The 17,364-nt window shown below is 70.2% G+C and carries 12 protein-coding genes; 10 read left to right on the forward strand and 2 right to left on the reverse strand.

Translation table 11 applies throughout. The features are described from left to right. Positions 1-250: 250 nt before the first annotated feature. From GSY65_RS27450 to GSY65_RS34080, 10 genes are all read left to right on the forward strand, one after another. Positions 251-5,638 (forward strand): HAMP domain-containing protein, encoded by a 5,388-nt coding sequence (locus GSY65_RS27450; RefSeq protein WP_443043255.1) that lies wholly within the window; start codon positions 251-253, stop codon positions 5,636-5,638. Between the two features lie 297 nt (positions 5,639-5,935). After that, positions 5,936-6,619: a response regulator gene (locus tag GSY65_RS27455; RefSeq protein WP_159773653.1), complete on the forward strand. Its 684-nt coding sequence runs from the start codon at positions 5,936-5,938 to the stop codon at positions 6,617-6,619. Between the two features lie 271 nt (positions 6,620-6,890). Continuing rightward, positions 6,891-9,623 carry an FtsK/SpoIIIE family DNA translocase gene (locus tag GSY65_RS27460; RefSeq protein ID WP_159773655.1) on the forward strand — a complete coding sequence of 911 codons (2,733 nt, stop codon included), beginning with the start codon at positions 6,891-6,893 and terminating at the stop codon, positions 9,621-9,623. A 293-nt stretch (positions 9,624-9,916) separates the two neighbouring features. Further along, a complete protein-coding gene (locus tag GSY65_RS27465; RefSeq protein WP_159773657.1) occupies positions 9,917-10,783 on the forward strand; it encodes a helix-turn-helix domain-containing protein in 867 nt (288 codons plus the stop codon). Between the two features lie 172 nt (positions 10,784-10,955). Next, positions 10,956-12,428, forward strand: coding sequence for a 30S ribosomal protein S12 methylthiotransferase RimO (gene rimO / locus GSY65_RS27470; protein ID WP_159773659.1), 1,473 nt, complete (start codon positions 10,956-10,958; stop codon positions 12,426-12,428). Further along, positions 12,425-13,156 (forward strand): CDP-diacylglycerol--glycerol-3-phosphate 3-phosphatidyltransferase, encoded by a 732-nt coding sequence (gene pgsA / locus GSY65_RS27475; RefSeq protein ID WP_159773661.1) that lies wholly within the window; start codon positions 12,425-12,427, stop codon positions 13,154-13,156. Before rimO ends, pgsA begins: the two co-directional genes overlap by 4 nt. Continuing rightward, positions 13,153-13,698, forward strand: a complete 546-nt coding sequence (locus tag GSY65_RS27480) for a CinA family protein (RefSeq protein WP_159773663.1) — start codon at positions 13,153-13,155, stop codon at positions 13,696-13,698. Before pgsA ends, GSY65_RS27480 begins: the two co-directional genes overlap by 4 nt. A 109-nt stretch (positions 13,699-13,807) precedes the next feature. After that, positions 13,808-14,185, forward strand: coding sequence for a helix-turn-helix domain-containing protein (locus GSY65_RS27485; protein WP_055511872.1), 378 nt, complete (start codon positions 13,808-13,810; stop codon positions 14,183-14,185). Positions 14,186-14,524: 339 nt separating this feature from the next. Next, positions 14,525-14,995, forward strand: a complete 471-nt coding sequence (locus GSY65_RS27490) for a Dps family protein (protein ID WP_159773665.1) — start codon at positions 14,525-14,527, stop codon at positions 14,993-14,995. A 346-nt stretch (positions 14,996-15,341) separates the two neighbouring features. After that, entirely contained in the window at positions 15,342-15,608 is a 267-nt protein-coding gene (locus tag GSY65_RS34080; RefSeq protein ID WP_236580086.1) for a hypothetical protein, read from the forward strand. Here GSY65_RS34080 and GSY65_RS27495 read toward each other — a convergent pair. Both GSY65_RS27495 and GSY65_RS27500 read right to left on the reverse strand, forming a co-directional pair. Then, positions 15,571-16,335 (reverse strand): SDR family NAD(P)-dependent oxidoreductase, encoded by a 765-nt coding sequence (locus GSY65_RS27495; RefSeq protein ID WP_159773667.1) that lies wholly within the window; start codon positions 16,333-16,335, stop codon positions 15,571-15,573. The genes GSY65_RS34080 and GSY65_RS27495 overlap by 38 nt on opposite strands. A 107-nt stretch (positions 16,336-16,442) precedes the next feature. Continuing rightward, complete coding sequence (locus GSY65_RS27500) at positions 16,443-17,291, reverse strand: Fpg/Nei family DNA glycosylase (RefSeq protein ID WP_159773668.1); 849 nt, start codon at positions 17,289-17,291, stop codon at positions 16,443-16,445. Positions 17,292-17,364 lie beyond the last annotated feature (73 nt).

Raw genomic sequence — 17,364 nt, forward strand, 5'->3', positions numbered from 1 at the left:
CCGCGTTCCGCCAGCTGTACCGGAGAGTGGTGTCCGGCCCACCGAGCAGACGTATCCGCGTACGAAATAGTACGGGTGGTACGAGCAGTGCGATGCGGCCCGGTGGGGCGCAGTACGTCCAGCAGGAACGGTCGACCCTTGCGGGAGGGACACAGTGGAGTCTGGCGGAGCGACGCGAGGCACTGAGGCGCGCGCGAAAGGCGGACGGCCCCTGAACAAGCAGCGCAAACCGCGAGGCGGGACCACCACTGTGGACACGGCTGCCCTGGATCGGCTGTTGACGGCGCTGGAGGCCATGCGGGACGGCAACTTCCGCAAGCGGCTCACCGTCTCGGGTGACGGTGTCATGGCCGAGATCGCCGCCGTGTTCAACGAGGTGGCGGACCGTAATCTGCATCTCACCGGCGAGCTGTCCCGGGTGCGGCGGATGGTGGGGCGCGAGGGGAAACTCACCGAGCGGCTGGAGACGGGCGCGACCGAGGGGTCCTGGGCGGCCGCGATCGACGCGTCGAACGCCCTGGTCGACGAGCTCGTACGGCCGGTCTCCGAGGTCAGCCGGGTGCTGTCGGCCGTCGCCGAGGGTGACCTGTCGCCGCGGATGGAGCTGCGCACGCACGCCCCGGACGGGAGCGGGCATCCGCTGCGCGGGGAGTTCCTGAAGGTCGGGCGGACCGTCAACAACCTGGTCGACCAGTTGTCGACGTTCACCGACGAGGTCACGCGTGTGGCCAGCGAGGTGGGCACCGAGGGCAAGCTGGGCGGGCAGGCCCGGGTGCGCGGTATGTCCGGTTCGTGGAAGGACCTGACCGAGTCCGTCAACACCATGGCGTACCGGCTCACCGCACAGGTGAGGGACATCGCGCTGGTGACGACCGCGGTCGCCAAGGGTGATCTCTCCCGGAAGGTCACCGTCCACGTCGCCGGCGAGATGCTGGAGCTGAAGGAGACCGTCAACACGATGGTCGACCAGCTCTCCGCGTTCTCCTCCGAGGTGACGCGGGTCGCCCGTGAGGTGGGCACCGAGGGGCAGCTCGGCGGCCAGGCCGAGGTGCCGGGGGTGGCCGGGGTGTGGAAGGAGCTCACCGATTCGGTGAACACCATGGCCGGCAACCTGACGGCGCAGGTGCGGGGCATCGCCCAGGTCACCACCGCCGTCGCCAACGGCGACCTGTCGCAGAAGGTGACGGTCCCGGCGCGCGGCGAGGTCGCCAAGCTCGCCGAGACGATCAACCAGATGACCGAGACGCTGCGGATCTTCGCCGACGAGGTCACCCGGGTGGCGAACGAGGTGGGGGCCGAGGGGCGTCTGGGCGGCCAGGCGCAGGTGCCGGGTGCGGCGGGCACGTGGAAGGACCTCACCGATTCGGTGAACACGGTCTTCCGGAACCTGACGATCCAGGTGCGGGACATCGCGGCCGTCACGACCGCCGTGGCCAACGGCGACCTCTCGCAGAAGGTCACCGTCGACGTGGCCGGCGAGATGCTGGAGCTGAAGAACACCGTCAACGGGATGGTCGACCAGCTCTCCTACTTCGGTGCCGAGGTCACCCGCGTGGCCAACGAGGTGGGGGCCGAGGGGCGTCTGGGCGGCCAGGCGAAGGTGCCGGGCGCGGCCGGTACCTGGAAGGACCTCACGGACTCCGTCAACACGGCGTTCCGGAATCTCACCGGACAGGTGAGGAACATCGCGGCGGTCACCACGGCCGTGGCCAACGGCGACCTGTCACAGAAGGTCACCGTCGATGTCGCGGGCGAGATGCTCGAACTGAAGAACACCGTGAACACGATGGTGGACCAGCTGTCGTCGTTCGCGGACCAGGTGACCCGCATGGCGCGTGACGTGGGCACGGAGGGACGCCTCGGCGGCCAGGCGCGCGTGGACGGGGTGTCGGGCACCTGGAAGGAGCTCACCGACTCCGTCAACTCGATGGCCGGCAACCTCACCTCCCAGGTGCGCAACATCGCGCAGGTGACCACGGCCGTCGCCCGCGGTGACCTCTCGCAGAAGATCGACGTCGACGCGCGCGGCGAGATCCTGGAGCTGAAGAACACCATCAACACGATGGTCGACCAGCTGTCGTCCTTCGCGGACCAGGTGACCCGGGTGGCCCGTGACGTGGGCACCGAGGGCCGCCTCGGGGGTCAGGCGCACGTGCCCGGTGTCGCCGGTGTGTGGCGCGACCTCACCGAGTCCGTGAACGGCATGGCCGGCAACCTGACCGGACAGGTCCGCAACATCGCGCAGGTCGCCACGGCGGTCGCCCGCGGTGACCTCTCCCAGAAGATCACCGTGGACGCGCGCGGCGAGATCCTGGAGCTGAAGAACACGCTGAACACGATGGTGGACCAGCTGTCGTCGTTCGCGGAGGAGGTCACCAGGGTCGCCCGCGAGGTGGGCACGGAGGGCCAGCTCGGCGGTCAGGCCGAGGTGCAGGGCGTCTCCGGCACCTGGAAGGACCTCACCCAGTCGGTGAACTTCATGGCGAACAACCTGACCATCCAGGTACGCCAGATCGCCGAGGTCACGACCGCGGTCGCCAAGGGCGACCTGTCGAAGAAGATCACCGTGGACGCCAAGGGCGAGATCCTCGAACTGGTCACCACGGTGAACACGATGGTGGACCAGCTGTCGTCCTTCGCCGAGCAGGTGACCCGGGTGGCCCGAGAGGTGGGCACCGAGGGCATCCTCGGCGGCCAGGCGCACGTACCGGGCGTCACCGGCATCTGGAAGGACCTCAGCGGCAATGTGAACCTGATGGCCAAGAACCTGACCATGCAGGTGCGGAACATCTCCCAGGTGGCCGCGGCCGTCGCCAACGGCGACCTCACCCGCACGGTTACCATCGAGGCGCGCGGCGAGGTCGCGCAGCTCGCCGACACCTTCAACAGCATGGTCAAGACACTGAGCTCCTTCGCGGACCAGGTCACCAAGGTGGCCCGCGAGGTGGGCACGGACGGCATCCTGGGCGGCCAGGCGCACGTGCCGGGTGTGGCGGGTACGTGGAAGGACCTCACCGAGTCGGTGAACTCGATGGCGTCCAACCTGACCGGGCAGGTCCGCAACATCGCGATGGTCACGACCGCCATCGCCAAGGGCGATCTCACCAAGAAGATCGACATCGACGCGCGCGGCGAGATCCTGGAGCTGAAGACCACCATCAACACGATGGTCGACCAGCTGTCGTCCTTCGCCGAGGAGGTCACCCGGGTGGCCCGCGAGGTGGGCACCGAGGGACAGCTGGGCGGTCTGGCGCGGGTGCGGGACGTCGACGGCACCTGGCGTGACCTCACCGAGTCGGTGAACGAGATGGCCGGGAACCTCACCCGGCAGGTGCGCGCCATCGCGCGCGTGGCCACCGCGGTGACCCGCGGCGACCTGAATCTCAAGATCGACGTGGACGCGTCGGGCGAGATCAAGGAACTGCAGGACTACATCAACAAGATGATCGCCAACCTGCGCGACACCACGATCGCCAACCAGGAGCAGGACTGGCTCAAGGGCAACCTGGCCCGCATCTCCGCCCTGATGCAGGGCCGCCGGGACCTGGCCGACGTGGCGTCGCTGATCATGAGCGAGCTGACCCCGGTGGTCTCGGCGCAGCACGGCGCGTTCTTCCTGGCGATGCCGCTGGTGGACGGCAAGGACCTGGGGCCGGACAACGAGGACCAGTACGAGCTGCGGATGCTCGGCTCGTACGGCTACTCGATGGGCTCCATGCCGACGTCGTTCCGGCCGGGGGAGGCGTTGGTCGGGACGGCCGCGCAGGAGAAGCGCACCATCTTGGTGGAGAACGCGCCGAGCGGCTATCTCAAGATCTCTTCCGGGCTCGGTGAGGCGCCCCCGGCCCAGGTCATCGTGCTTCCGGTGCTCTTCGAGGGGACTGTGCTCGGGGTGATCGAGCTGGCGTCGTTCACGCCGTTCACGCAGATCCAGAAGGACTTCCTCAACCAGATCGCCGAGATGATCGCGACGAGCGTCAACACCATCTCCGTCAACACCAAGACGGAGGTGCTGCTGAAGCAGTCGCAGGAGCTGACCGAGCAACTGCGGGAGCGTTCCGACGAGTTGGAGAACCGGCAGAAGGCCCTCCAGGCGTCCAACGCCGAACTGGAGGAGAAGGCCGAGCTGCTGGCCCGGCAGAACCGTGACATCGAGGTCAAGAACACCGAGATCGAGGAGGCGCGGCAGGTCCTGGAGGAGCGCGCCGAGCAACTCGCCGTCTCGATGCGCTACAAGAGCGAGTTCCTGGCGAACATGTCGCACGAGCTGCGCACTCCGCTCAACTCGCTGCTGATCCTGGCCAAGCTGCTCGCCGACAACGCCGAGTCGAACCTGACGCCCAAGCAGGTCGAGTTCGCCGAGACGATCCACGGGGCTGGCTCCGACCTGCTCCAGCTGATCAACGACATCCTGGACCTGTCGAAGGTCGAGGCGGGCAAGATGGACGTCTCGCCGACCCGGATCGCGCTCGTCCAGCTCGTCGACTACGTGGAGGCCACGTTCCGGCCGCTGACCGCCGAGAAGGGCCTGGACTTCTCCGTACGCGTCTCGCCGGAGCTGCCGGCCACGCTGCACACGGACGAACAGCGGCTGCTGCAGGTGCTGCGGAACCTGCTGTCGAACGCGGTGAAGTTCACCGACTCCGGGGCCGTGGAACTGGTCATCCGGCCGGCCGGGGCGGATGTGCCGGTCGCGATCAGGGAGCAGCTGCTGGAGGCCGGCTCGCTCAGCGACCCGGACGCCGACATGATCGCGTTCTCGGTGACCGACACCGGGATCGGTATCGCGGCCAGCAAGATGAGGGTGATCTTCGAGGCGTTCAAGCAGGCCGACGGCACCACGAGCCGCAAGTACGGAGGTACGGGTCTGGGGCTGTCGATCTCGCGGGAGATCGCCCGGCTCCTGGGCGGTGAGATCTACGCCCAGAGCGAGCCCGGACGGGGCTCCACCTTCACCCTCTACCTGCCGTTGCACCCGAGCGAGCTGCCTCCGCAGGGGTACGCGGGCAACAGCCCGTCCTCGCTGGAGGCCGGGGAGCTGCTGGCCTCCGAGGCGGAACTGGGCGAGCCCGCGGAGACGCCGGCCGAGGTGAAGTCGTACCAGGAGACGCAGAACGGGGCCGCCGCGCTGTTCCGGCGCCGCCGCAGGGCCGTGCCGGCCGCCCCGTCGTCCGGGTCGGGGGCGCCCGGCGAGGGCAACGGGCAGGTGCAGGAGCACTGGGCGCAGGAGGCGGCGCCGCAGCTGCGCCGGACGGCCCGGTTCGACGGCGAGAAGGTCCTGATCGTCGACGACGACATCCGCAACGTCTTCGCGCTGACCAGCGTGCTGGAGCAGCACGGTCTGTCCGTGCTGTACGCGGAGAACGGCCGTGAGGGCATCGAGGTCCTGGAGCAGCACGACGACGTGACCGTCGTCCTGATGGACATCATGATGCCCGAGATGGACGGGTACGCGACGACCACGGCGATCCGCCGGATGCCCCAGTTCGCCGGGCTGCCGATCATCGCGCTGACGGCCAAGGCGATGAAGGGCGACCGCGAGAAGGCGATCGACTCGGGAGCATCCGACTACGTGACCAAGCCGGTGGACCCGGATCACCTGCTGGCGGTGATGGAGCAGTGGATGCGGAGCGAGTGACGGGACGGATGACGCGCGGTCACAACCGGGCGTGCGGGAGGCCCCGTTGCTGACTGAGTGTGGCCGAGGCCGTGTAGAAACGCGGGATTCGGGGAACCTTCTGGTCCCCTGCCGCGTTCCTGCTATGAGCACAGTGACATAACGGTGACAGGGTGTGGCGACGGGTGGGGTGCGGCTACGATGACCGGCACAAGGACGGGCGGCGCAAGGGAGTCGTCCTCTGGGGTGACGCCCGGCGGTGTCACCCCGGATCCTGAGGACAGGGGAGGCCCCAAGCCGGGGCGAGGAGGGCGGGCCATGGTGCAGAAGGCCAAGATCCTCCTGGTCGATGACCGGCCGGAGAATCTGTTGGCGCTGGAGGCCATCCTCTCCGCGCTCGATCAGACGCTGGTGCGGGCATCGTCCGGGGAGGAAGCGCTCAAGGCGCTGCTGACGGACGACTTCGCGGTCATTCTGCTGGACGTCCAGATGCCGGGCATGGACGGATTCGAGACGGCCGCGCACATCAAGCGGCGTGAGCGGACGCGGGACATCCCGATCATCTTCCTCACCGCCATCAACCACGGCCCGCACCACACTTTCCGGGGGTACGCGGCGGGCGCGGTCGACTACATCTCCAAGCCGTTCGACCCGTGGGTGCTGCGTGCGAAGGTGTCCGTCTTCGTCGAGCTGTACATGAAGAACTGCCAGCTCAGGGAGCAGGCGGCGCTGCTGCGAATCCAGTTGGAGGGCGGCGGCAAGGGCGCGTCGGGCGGCTCGAAGGAGCCCTCCGGCGGCATCCTCGCCGAACTCTCCGCGCGCCTGGCGGCCGTGGAGGAGCAGGCGGAGGCCCTGTCCAAACAGCTCGACGACGACTCGGCGGACGCGGCGGCGGTGGCCACCGCCGCCCACCTCGAACGCAAGCTCACCGGGCTGCGCAGGGCGCTCGACGCGCTGGAGCCGGGCGCGGGCGGGCCCGCCTCGCTGCCCTCGCAGAACTGAGCGGAGCCCCGTCGGCGCGGTGCACGGGTCCATGGCGCGTAAGTGGCCGGGGCCCGGCTCGAGTTGTGACCTGACGGCGTCAGAGCCGTGTCCGACGACAGCGACGGCGTTCCTCTGACGGCTGCGGCAGCCGTGCCCTCCATGGCCCTGCGGGGCCGCTGCTGAGAGGCCGTCAGGGACCGTCAGCTTCGGGGTACGGGACATGCGACACGAACGGGTGAAGCAGGAGGCACACGTGTCCGCTGTGGTCTCCACCGGTAACCTCACACCCATGGCCTCACGTCAGTCCGCTGCGAAGAAGTCGCCCGCGAAGAAGGCGGCCGCTCCGACGAAGGCTCCGGCGAAGAAGGCCCCCGCGAAGAAAGCCGCCGCCAGGAAGGCACCCGCCAAGAAGGCGGCGGCGAAGAAGACGGCCCCTCCGAAGCCGGCGCCCAGTCCCACCGGGGGCGTGTACAAGCTCGTACGCGCCGTCTGGCTCGGTGCCGCGCACGCCGTCGGCGCCGTCTTCCGCGGCATAGGGCAGGGCGCGAAGAACCTCGATCCGGCGCACCGCAAGGACGGCGTCGCGCTGCTGCTGCTCGCCCTCGCCCTGATCGTCGCCGCCGGCACCTGGTCCCATCTGCGCGGCCCCGTCGGTGACCTCGTCGAGATGCTCGTCACCGGGGCCTTCGGCCGGCTCGACCTGCTCGTGCCGATACTGCTCACGATCATCGCCGTACGGTTCATCCGACACCCCGAGAAGCCCGATGCCAACGGCCGCATCGTCATCGGCCTGTCCGCGCTCGTCATCGGTGTGCTCGGACAGGTCCACATCGCCTGCGGGTCGCCCGCCCGCAGCGCCGGCATGCAGCCGATAAGGGACGCCGGCGGGCTCATCGGCTGGGGCACGGCCACCCCGCTGACGTACACCATGGGCGAGGCGCTCGCCGTGGCCATGCTCGTGCTGCTCACCGTCTTCGGGCTCCTCGTCGTCACCGCCACACCGGTCAACGCGATCCCGCAGCGGCTGCGGCTCCTCGGGCAGAAGCTGGGCATCGTCGCGGCCGACGTGGAGGAGGCGTACGGCGACGACGACACGCGCTATGACGAGCAGTGGCGTGACGCGCTCCCCGCGCGCCCCCGCCGCGGGGGATCCGCCCCTCAGGAGTACGACCCGGACGGCGCCGAGCAGGAGGCCCTCTCCAGGCGCCGCCCCCGGCGTTCCGCCGTGCGCCAGCCCGACCCCGACCGGCCGCTGGACGCCGTGGACGTCGCCGCCGCGGCAGCCGCCGCCCTCGACGGGGCCGTGCTCCACGGGATGCCGCCCTCGCCACTGGTCGCCGACCTCACCCACGGTGTGAGCGCCGGTGACCGTGAGGACACCACGCCCGTGCCCGCCGCACGCACCAGGACGCCCCAGCAGGACGCCCCGGCCGGCCGTACGCCCAAGGCCCCGCAGCAGGGAACCCTGGTGCCGGACCTCACCAAGAAGGCCCCCGACGAGCCGCGTGACCTGCCGGCCCGCGCCGAGCAGCTCCAGCTCTCCGGCGACATCACCTACGCGCTGCCCTCACTCGACCTGCTGGAGCGAGGCGGCCCCGGCAAGACCCGCAGCGCCGCCAACGACGCCGTCGTCGCCTCGCTCACCAACGTCTTCACCGAGTTCAAGGTGGACGCCTCCGTCACCGGGTTCACCCGCGGCCCCACGGTCACGCGCTACGAGGTCGAGCTGGGCCCCGCCGTGAAGGTCGAGCGGATCACCGCGCTGACGAAGAACATCGCCTACGCCGTCGCCAGCCCGGACGTACGGATCATCAGCCCGATCCCCGGAAAGTCGGCGGTCGGCATCGAGATCCCCAACACCGACCGCGAGATGGTCAACCTCGGCGACGTCCTGCGCCTCGCGGACGCGGCCGAGGACGACCACCCGATGCTGGTGGCGCTCGGCAAGGACGTCGAGGGCGGCTATGTGATGGCCAACCTGGCGAAGATGCCGCACGTGCTCGTCGCGGGCGCGACCGGCTCGGGCAAGTCGTCGTGCATCAACTGCCTGATCACGTCGATCATGGTCCGCGCGACCCCCGAGGACGTGCGCATGGTCCTCGTCGACCCCAAGCGCGTCGAGCTGACCGCGTACGAGGGCATCCCGCACCTCATCACGCCGATCATCACCAATCCCAAGCGGGCCGCCGAGGCCCTCCAGTGGGTCGTGCGCGAGATGGACCTGCGCTACGACGACCTGGCGGCGTTCGGCTACCGGCACATCGACGACTTCAACGAGGCCATCAGGAACGGCAAGGTCAAGCTGCCGGAGGGCAGTGAGCGCGAGCTCCAGCCGTACCCGTACCTGCTGGTCATCGTCGACGAGCTGGCCGACCTGATGATGGTCGCGCCCCGGGACGTCGAGGACGCGATCGTCCGCATCACCCAGCTGGCCCGCGCGGCCGGCATCCATCTGGTGCTCGCCACTCAGCGGCCGTCGGTCGATGTGGTCACCGGTCTCATCAAGGCCAACGTGCCCTCGCGGCTCGCCTTCGCCACCTCCTCGCTCGCCGACTCGCGCGTCATCCTCGACCAGCCGGGCGCCGAGAAGCTCATCGGCAAGGGTGACGGGTTGTTCCTCCCGATGGGGGCGAACAAACCCACCCGCATGCAGGGCGCGTTCGTGACCGAGGACGAGGTCGCGGCGGTCGTCCAGCACTGCAAGGACCAGATGGCGCCCGTCTTCCGCGACGACGTCACCGTGGGCACCAAGCAGAAGAAGGAGATCGACGAGGAGATCGGCGACGACCTGGACCTGCTGTGCCAGGCGGCCGAACTCGTCGTCTCCACGCAGTTCGGCTCGACGTCCATGCTCCAGCGCAAGCTGCGCGTCGGCTTCGCCAAGGCCGGGCGGCTGATGGACCTCATGGAGTCGCGGGGTGTCGTCGGACCGAGCGAGGGCTCCAAGGCGCGCGACGTCCTCGTGAAACCGGACGAGCTGGACGGAGTGCTGGCCGTGATCAGGGGGGAAACCGGGGAGTAGAGGGACGCACGGGAAAGCCGCCGAGCGGGTGGAACACGTCGGGAGTACGGGTGGACCCACGGCATCCGGGTATTCGAACGTGACCCATCCGTAAGGAAATGGTGAGCAACCGTTTCCCTTCGGCGTACGTCAAGTTGGAGGAAGGGAAAGCCCCGTGCCCCATCCTCACCACCAGCAGGATGACCGGCCCTTCTGATGGCGTACAAAGACCCACCGCCCGGTTGCCCCACCCTTTCTCACCCCCCCTAGACTGAACTTCCAGCACAGGTGGCTACACGCTCGAAAGGCGCCCCGTGTCCATCGGCAACTCCCCTGACGGCAACTTCCCCGAAGACGAGCGTCCGTTCGAAGACGACCGAGACGAACGCGTGGCGGAACGCCCCTCGATCGGCCATGCCCTGCGGCAGGCGCGCATCGACGCCGGGCTGACCGTCGACGACGTCAGTAACGCCACCCGGGTCCGCATCGCCATCGTGCACGCGATCGAGCGGGACGACTTCGCCCCCTGCGGCGGCGATGTCTACGCGCGCGGTCACATCCGCTCCGTCGCGCGCGCGGTGCGCATCGACCCCGCCCCGCTGCTCGCCCAGTACGACGAGGCGCACGGCGGGCGTCCCGCGCCGACCCCGGCGGCCCCCCTGTTCGAGGCGGAACGCATCCGCCCCGAGCGCCGCGGCCCCAACTGGACCGCCGCCATGGTCGCCGCGATCGTCGCGGTGATCGGCTTCGTCGGCTTCACCGCGTTCGACAGCGGGCAGGACGACGACGCCCCCAGCCAGGCCGTCGAGGGCTCCACGCCGACCGCCGGCACGTCCCCCTCGCCCACGCCCAAGGCCGACAAGCCCGAGGCCGACCCCAAGCCGGAGCCGTCCGACAGCGCCATCGCGGCCGCGCCCCGCGACAAGGTCACCGTCCGGGTCACGGCCTCCAACGGCCGCAGCTGGATCTCCGCCAAGGACCACAACGGCCAGCTGCTGTGGGACGGCCTCCTCCAGCAGGGCCAGTCGAAGACCTTCCAGGACAGCTCCAAGATCGATCTCGTCCTCGGTGACGCCGGGGCCGTCCAGCTCTACGTCAACGGCAAGAAGATCAAGGACGAGTTCCGTCCCGGCCAGGTCGAACGCCTGACCTATACCAAGGGCGACCCGGAGGTCGGCTGACCGGAAGGGCCCGCCGCACGGGGCCGAGCGGCACGCGGAACCCGTGAGGCCCCCGGCAGGAGACCGGCCGGTCCGCACAGACGGCGCACAGGGAAACGCACGAACGGGGTTGGCCGCGATCGGCCAACCCCGTCGACGTGGGCCGTCAGTGGGACGAAGTAGTCTTGAGCCCATGCCTGAACGCCGTACCGTCGCACTCGTCACTCTTGGCTGCGCCCGCAACGAGGTGGACTCGGAGGAGCTCGCAGGCCGTTTGGAGGCGGACGGCTGGGAGCTCGTCGAGGACGCCGAGGACGCGGACGTCGCGGTCGTCAACACCTGCGGCTTCGTCGAGGCCGCCAAGAAGGACTCCGTCGACGCGCTCCTGGAGGCCAACGACCTCAAGGGTCACGGCAGAACCCAGGCCGTCGTGGCGGTGGGCTGCATGGCCGAGCGCTACGGCAAGGAGCTGGCGGAGGCGCTGCCCGAGGCCGACGGCGTGCTCGGCTTCGACGACTACGCGAACATCTCCGACCGCCTCCAGACCATCCTGAGCGGCGGCGTCCACGCCTCGCACACCCCGCGCGACCGCCGCAAGCTGCTGCCGATCAGCCCGGCCGAGCGCCAGGATTCGGCAACCGAGGTCGCGCTCCCCGGGCACGCCCCCGCCGACCTTCCGGAGGGCCTCGCCCCGGCCTCCGGCCCGCGCGCACCGCTGCGCCGCCGGCTCGACGGCTCGCCCGTGGCCTCCGTGAAGCTCGCCTCCGGCTGCGACCGCCGCTGCTCCTTCTGCGCCATCCCGTCCTTCCGCGGCTCCTTCATCTCCCGCCGCCCCTCGGACGTCCTCAACGAGACCCGCTGGCTCGCCGAGCAGGGCGTCAAGGAGATCATGCTGGTCTCCGAGAACAACACCTCGTACGGCAAGGACCTCGGCGACATCCGCCTGCTGGAGTCGCTGCTGCCCGAGCTCGCCGACGTCGCCGGCATCGAGCGGGTGCGCGTGAGCTACCTCCAGCCCGCCGAGATGCGGCCCGGCCTCATCGACGTGCTCACCTCCACCCCCAAGGTCGCGCCCTACTTCGACCTCTCCTTCCAGCACTCCGCGCCCGCCGTGCTGCGCTCGATGCGCCGTTTCGGTGACACCGACCGCTTCCTGGAACTGCTCGACACCATCCGCGGCAAGGCCCCCGAGGCCGGGGTCCGGTCCAACTTCATCGTCGGCTTCCCCGGCGAGACCGAGGCCGACCTCGCGGAGCTGGAGCGCTTCCTGAACGGCGCGCGCCTGGACGCCATCGGTGTCTTCGGCTACTCCGACGAGGAAGGCACCGAGGCGGCCACCTACGACAACAAGCTCGACGAGGACGTGGTCGCCGAGCGCCTCGCGCGCGTCTCCCGGCTGGCCGAGGAACTGGTCTCGCAGCGCGCCGAGGAGCGCGTCGGGCAGACGGTCCGCGTCCTCGTCGAGTCGGTCGACGGCGACGAGGGCGCCTACGGCCGCGCCGCGCACCAGGCGCCCGAGACGGACGGCCAGGTGCTGTTCACGAACGGCGAGAACGTGACGGTCGGCCTTATGGTCGACGCGAAGGTGGTCGGCACCGAAGGCGTCGACCTGGTGGCCGAGGTGCTTCCGGGCTCCCTCGCGCGTGCTGAGGAGGCGGCCAGATGACGGGTGTCCCGGCATCCGCGGCGGGCGGCTCCCCCGGCGCCAAGAGCGCCACGAGTGCCCAGGGCACCCCCGGTGCCCCGAGCGCTCCCGGAGACGCCAGGCCCGTGCGTGGCGGGAAGCTCGGCGCTGCCGCGGTCAACCAGGCCAGCCTCTGGAACATCGCGAACATCCTGACGATGGTCCGCCTGGTCCTCGTACCGGGCTTCGTGGTGCTGATGCTCATGGACGGCGGGTACGACCCCGCGTGGCGTGCCTGGGCCTGGGCCGCCTTCGCCGTCGCCATGATCACCGACATCTTCGACGGCCATCTGGCCCGCACCTACAACCTCGTCACCGACTTCGGGAAGATCGCCGATCCCATCGCCGACAAGGCGATCATGGGCGCGGCGCTGATCTGCCTGTCGTACCTCGGTGATCTGCCCTGGTGGGTGACGGCCGTCATCCTCGGCAGGGAGCTCGGCATCACCCTGCTGCGTTTCGTCGTCATCCGGTACGGAGTGATCCCGGCGAGCCGCGGCGGCAAGCTGAAGACCCTGGCCCAGGGCACCGCCGTCGGGATGTACGTCCTGGTCCTGGAGGGACCCCTGGCCACCCTGAGGTTCTGGGTGATGGCCGTGGCGGTCGTTCTCACCGTCGTCACCGGACTCGACTACGTGAGACAGGCCATTGTGCTGCGTCGGCACGGAATCGCCGCGCGCCAGGCCGCGACGGAGGGAGCGGAACGGTGACGTCCACGGCCGCTGACGTGCTGCGACTACTGAGGGTGAGAGGCGAGACGCTCGCCGTCGCCGAGTCGCTCACCGGCGGTCTGGTCGCGGCCGCGCTCACGGACGTACCCGGCGCCTCCCAGGCGTTCCGGGGCTCGGTCACCGCGTACGCGACCGAGGTGAAACACCGGTTGCTGGGCGTCGACGCCACCCTGCTGGACCGGCGCGGAGCGGTGGATCCGCAGGTCGCGGCCCAGATGGCGGACGGGGTCCGCAGAGCGCTCGGCGCGGACTGGGGAATTTCGACCACCGGGGTCGCGGGCCCCGCACCCCAGGACGGGCAGCCCGTCGGCACGGTCCACGTGGCCGTCGCCGGCCCCTCCGGCACGGACTCGGGCGCATCGAGTGGCGGGAAAGTGGCGTCGTTGAGGTTGAACGGCGGCCGGGCGGAAATTCGTATGGAGAGTGTACGGAGCGTACTCGCACTCCTCCTGGAGGAGCTCGCGGGCGAACAGACCGGGAACGAGCGGGCACAGGATACGGAACAGAACGGGGGGACTTGATGTTTGCAGCCCTGAGTGAACACAACAGCGCTCCCCGCACGGCCGCAGCGCAAGGCGGTACGGTGGGGCGTGAAGGATGCGGCTACACGGTCCGAGGAGGGAGCCACCGATGATTCTGCTCCGTCGCCTGCTGGGTGACGTGCTGCGTCGGCAGCGCCAGCGCCAGGGCCGTACTCTGCGCGAAGTCTCCTCGTCCGCCCGAGTCTCACTCGGCTATCTCTCCGAGGTGGAGCGGGGGCAGAAGGAGGCTTCCTCCGAGCTGCTCTCCGCCATTTGCGACGCGCTGGACGTACGGATGTCCGAGCTCATGCGGGAAGTGAGTGACGAGCTCGCCCTTGCCGAGCTGGCCCAGTCCGCAGCGGCCACCGAGCCGGTGCCAGCACCAGTGCGTCGACCCATGCTCAACTCCGTGTCGGTGGCCGGTGTGCCACCGGAGCGGGTCACGATCAAGGCGCCCACCGAAGCGGTGGACGTCGTGGCGGCGTGACAGCCGCACGTGTACGCGTGAGGTTCGGCGCGCGCCGCTGAAAGAGAAGTGCAAGCACAGCCCCGGGCGGGGCCTCCAGGGAAACCTGGGGCTCCGTCCGGGGCTTTCGCGTGGGGTGAGCGTTTCTCGTGGGGTGGGCGGCAGCAAGGTGAGCGCGGGGCGGACGGGAAGGGGCGGTGGGGGTCCCCGTTTGCCGGGGTGGGGGTGTGCGGTCATGGTGGAGGGGCGGGCTCGGGGGCGTGCGCGCGAGAAGGTCGCGCGCCCGCACACCGTCGTCAGGGGCGTGGGGCCGGCCAGGCCGTACGCCCGTCACGTCCCATCGAGAACCGGAGCGCGCCGATGTACGTCGTGAAGAGTCCCCTGTCCGACGCCGACCTCAAGACCGTCTCCGAGGCGCTGCAAGGCGCCCTGGTCGACCTCGTGGACCTGTCCCTCGTGGCCAAGCAGATCCACTGGAACGTGGTGGGACCCCGCTTCCGTACCGTCCATCTGCAGCTCGACGAGGTCGTGGACACCGCGCGACTGCACTCCGACACGGTCGCCGAGCGAGCGGCCACGCTGGGTGTGTCGCCGGACGGGCGGGCCGCGACGGTGGCCGGCAGCAGCGGCATCGGCAAGGTGCCCGACGGCTGGGTCAAGGACACCGACGCCGTGGGGACGCTGGTGGACGCGCTCGGTGCGGTGATCACCAGGATGCGGGCGCGGGTGGAGAGCACCGCGGAGGCGGATCCGGTGAGTCAGGACATCTTCATCGAGATCACGGCGGATCTCGAGAAGCACCACTGGATGTTCCAGGCGGAGAACGGATAGCACCTGGCTGTGGCTGTGGCTGTGGCTGTGGCTGTGGCTGTGGCTGTGGCTGTGGCTGTGGCTGTGGCTGTGGCTGTGGCTGTGGCTGTGGCTGTGGCCGTCGTCATGGCTGCGGCCGTGGCTGGGTCGGGCGCTCGTGGCGGGGCGGTGCGCTCCGGCGCGGTAGGTGGGTGCGCCGGGTGCGTGTTCCGGAGCGGTGCGGGGCTGCGGGGCGCGTCGGGCGCGCTGTGGATGGCGTCCCCGTGAGTGAGTCGTGCGTCCCTGTGCCGGTGGTGCGCCCTCCCCGGCCGCGTCCAGGGCGTCTAGCGTCGTTCTGGTGAGGCCCGAAGGCCTGGAGGTGGCGGCTATGCGGATAGTGCGCTGGGGGGCGTCTCTGGGGCTCGGTGCGCTGTGGTGGTGGGGAGTGCTGCGACTGGCTGTCGCGCCGGACGCCGGCGCGGTGGAGGGGGCTGTCGTGGCCGGGGGGTGGGGGTTGAGTCTCCTGCCCGTGCATTGCGTGCCGAAGGGGTACGGGAGGAGAGGAGAGCGGCGGGGCGGACGGGGTGAGAAGCGGGGTGGCGGCCTGCTGCTCGGGGTCACCACGGCATGGCGACGCCGCCGTTCGGGCGGATGATCTGACCCGTGGTGAAGGACGAGGCGTCGGAGGCGAGGTGCAGGACGGCGTGCGCGATGTCGTCGGGCTCGCCGACCCGGCCCAGCGGTGACAGACGGGCCATGAAGGACTCGGTCCGCGTCTGTGCCTCGCTGTCGTGGCGGTCGGTCATGGGGGTGCGGGTCCACCCGGGCGCCACCGCGTTGACACGGATGCCGTGCGGCCCGACCTCGGTGGCCAGCGTCTTCGTCAGCTGCACCACGGCGGCCTTGGTCACGCCGTAGCAGAGAAGCCCCGGGCCGCCGGTGTCCACCGCTCCGGAGGCCATCGTGACGATGCTGCCCCGCGTCCCGCTCGCGACCATGTGGCGGGCCGCCTCCTGGCAGGCGTACAGCACGCCCTTGAAGTTGACGTTCCACACCCGGTCGAGGTCTTCGTCCCGTGTCTCCAGTACGGGGCTGCTGTGCATGATTCCGGCGATCGCCGCCATCACGTGGAGGCTGTCGCAGGCGGCCACCGCCTGCTTGAGCCGGGCCCGGTCGGTGACGTCGACGGGGTGGCTGTGGGCGGTGCCGCCCGCCTCCTTGATCAACGTGGCCGTCTCGTGCAGGCCCTGCGCGTCGAGGTCCGCGCAGTGCACGGCCGCTCCTGCCTGGGCGAGCAGGAGGGCGGAAGCGCGGCCGATGCCGCCGGCGGCGCCCGTGACGAACGCGGTGCGGCCGGTGAGGTCGTACGCCTTGATGGGCATGCAGTGACCGTACGAGCGTTTCTGACAGGCCGTCAATTAGTTGGTGTCGGTGTCGGTGTCGGTGTCGGTGTCGGTGTCGGAGCCGGAGAGCGGGAGAGGACGCGTGGTCAGTCGGAGGTACGGCGCCGGGGGCGCGGGCGGGTCGCCCGGGGGGTGCCCGGGTCCGGGGCCGGGCCCTGCTGGCAGGTGGGGCACCAGTAGGTGGGGCGTTCGCGGGAGCCGTCGCCCTGGTCACCGGCCCGGACGGGGGTGGTGCAGCGCAGGCAGGGGCGCGGGGCGCGGCCGTACACGAACAGGTCGTGGGGGCGCAGGCCCGTGGTGTTGCGGACCGGACGGTCACGGTTGGCTTCGAGGAGCTTCTGGGCGAGAGCCGGAAGCAGGGCGGCGCGGTCCTGCGGGAGTGCGCCGACGGGCAGCCACGGGGTGACGCGGAGCAGGAAGCAGAGCTCGCTCTTGTACACGTTGCCGATGCCGGCGAGGTTGCGCTGGTCGAGGAGGGCCTCGCCGAGGGGCCGCGCGGGGTCGCTCCGGAGGTTGGCGAGGGCCAGGTCCGGGTCCCAGTCGGGGCCGAGCAGATCGGGGCCCAGGTGGCCGACGGCTCGGTGTTCGTCCGCGGTGCGCAGGAGTTCCAGGACGGGGAGGCGGTAGCCGACGGCTGTGCGGTCGAGGGTGCCGAGGATCGCGCGGATCTGGTGCGCCGGGCCTCCCGTCCAGCGTTCGGCGTTTCGGTACACCTTCCAGGAGCCGTCCATCCGCAGGTGCGAGTGCAGCGTGAGGCCGCCCTCGATACGGGTCAGCAGATGCTTGCCCCGTGGGGTGACGTCGAGGACGGTGCGGCCGGTGAGGTCGGCCGTCGCGTACTTCGGCACGCGCAGGTCGGAGCGGTGCAGCACCTTGCCGGCGAGGGCGGTGTGCAGCCGTTTCGCCGTCTGCCAGACGGTGTCACCTTCGGGCATGGGTCAAGGGTGGCATGGGGAGAGGTGGGGGGTGTGGGTGTGAGGGGGAGTGGGCGTCGGTTCCGGAGGGCGG

Source organism: Streptomyces sp. HM190 (genome assembly GCF_009857135.1).
GTDB lineage: Bacteria > Actinomycetota > Actinomycetes > Streptomycetales > Streptomycetaceae > Streptomyces > Streptomyces heilongjiangensis.

Excerpts from the sequence above, each read along its gene's own strand:
- GSY65_RS27455 (WP_159773653.1), top strand. The coding sequence starts at position 5,936 with ATGGTGCAGAAGGCCAAGATCCTCCTGGTCGATGACCGGCCGGAGAAT.
- GSY65_RS27460 (WP_159773655.1), top strand. The coding sequence starts at position 6,891 with ATGGCCTCACGTCAGTCCGCTGCGAAGAAGTCGCCCGCGAAGAAGGCG.
- rimO (WP_159773659.1), top strand. The coding sequence starts at position 10,956 with ATGCCTGAACGCCGTACCGTCGCACTCGTCACTCTTGGCTGCGCCCGC.
- pgsA (WP_159773661.1), top strand. The coding sequence starts at position 12,425 with ATGACGGGTGTCCCGGCATCCGCGGCGGGCGGCTCCCCCGGCGCCAAG.
- GSY65_RS27485 (WP_055511872.1), top strand. The coding sequence starts at position 13,808 with ATGATTCTGCTCCGTCGCCTGCTGGGTGACGTGCTGCGTCGGCAGCGC.
- GSY65_RS27490 (WP_159773665.1), top strand. The coding sequence starts at position 14,525 with ATGTACGTCGTGAAGAGTCCCCTGTCCGACGCCGACCTCAAGACCGTC.
- GSY65_RS34080 (WP_236580086.1), top strand. The coding sequence starts at position 15,342 with ATGCGGATAGTGCGCTGGGGGGCGTCTCTGGGGCTCGGTGCGCTGTGG.
- GSY65_RS27495 (WP_159773667.1), bottom strand. The coding sequence starts at position 16,335 with ATGCCCATCAAGGCGTACGACCTCACCGGCCGCACCGCGTTCGTCACG.
- GSY65_RS27500 (WP_159773668.1), bottom strand. The coding sequence starts at position 17,291 with ATGCCCGAAGGTGACACCGTCTGGCAGACGGCGAAACGGCTGCACACC.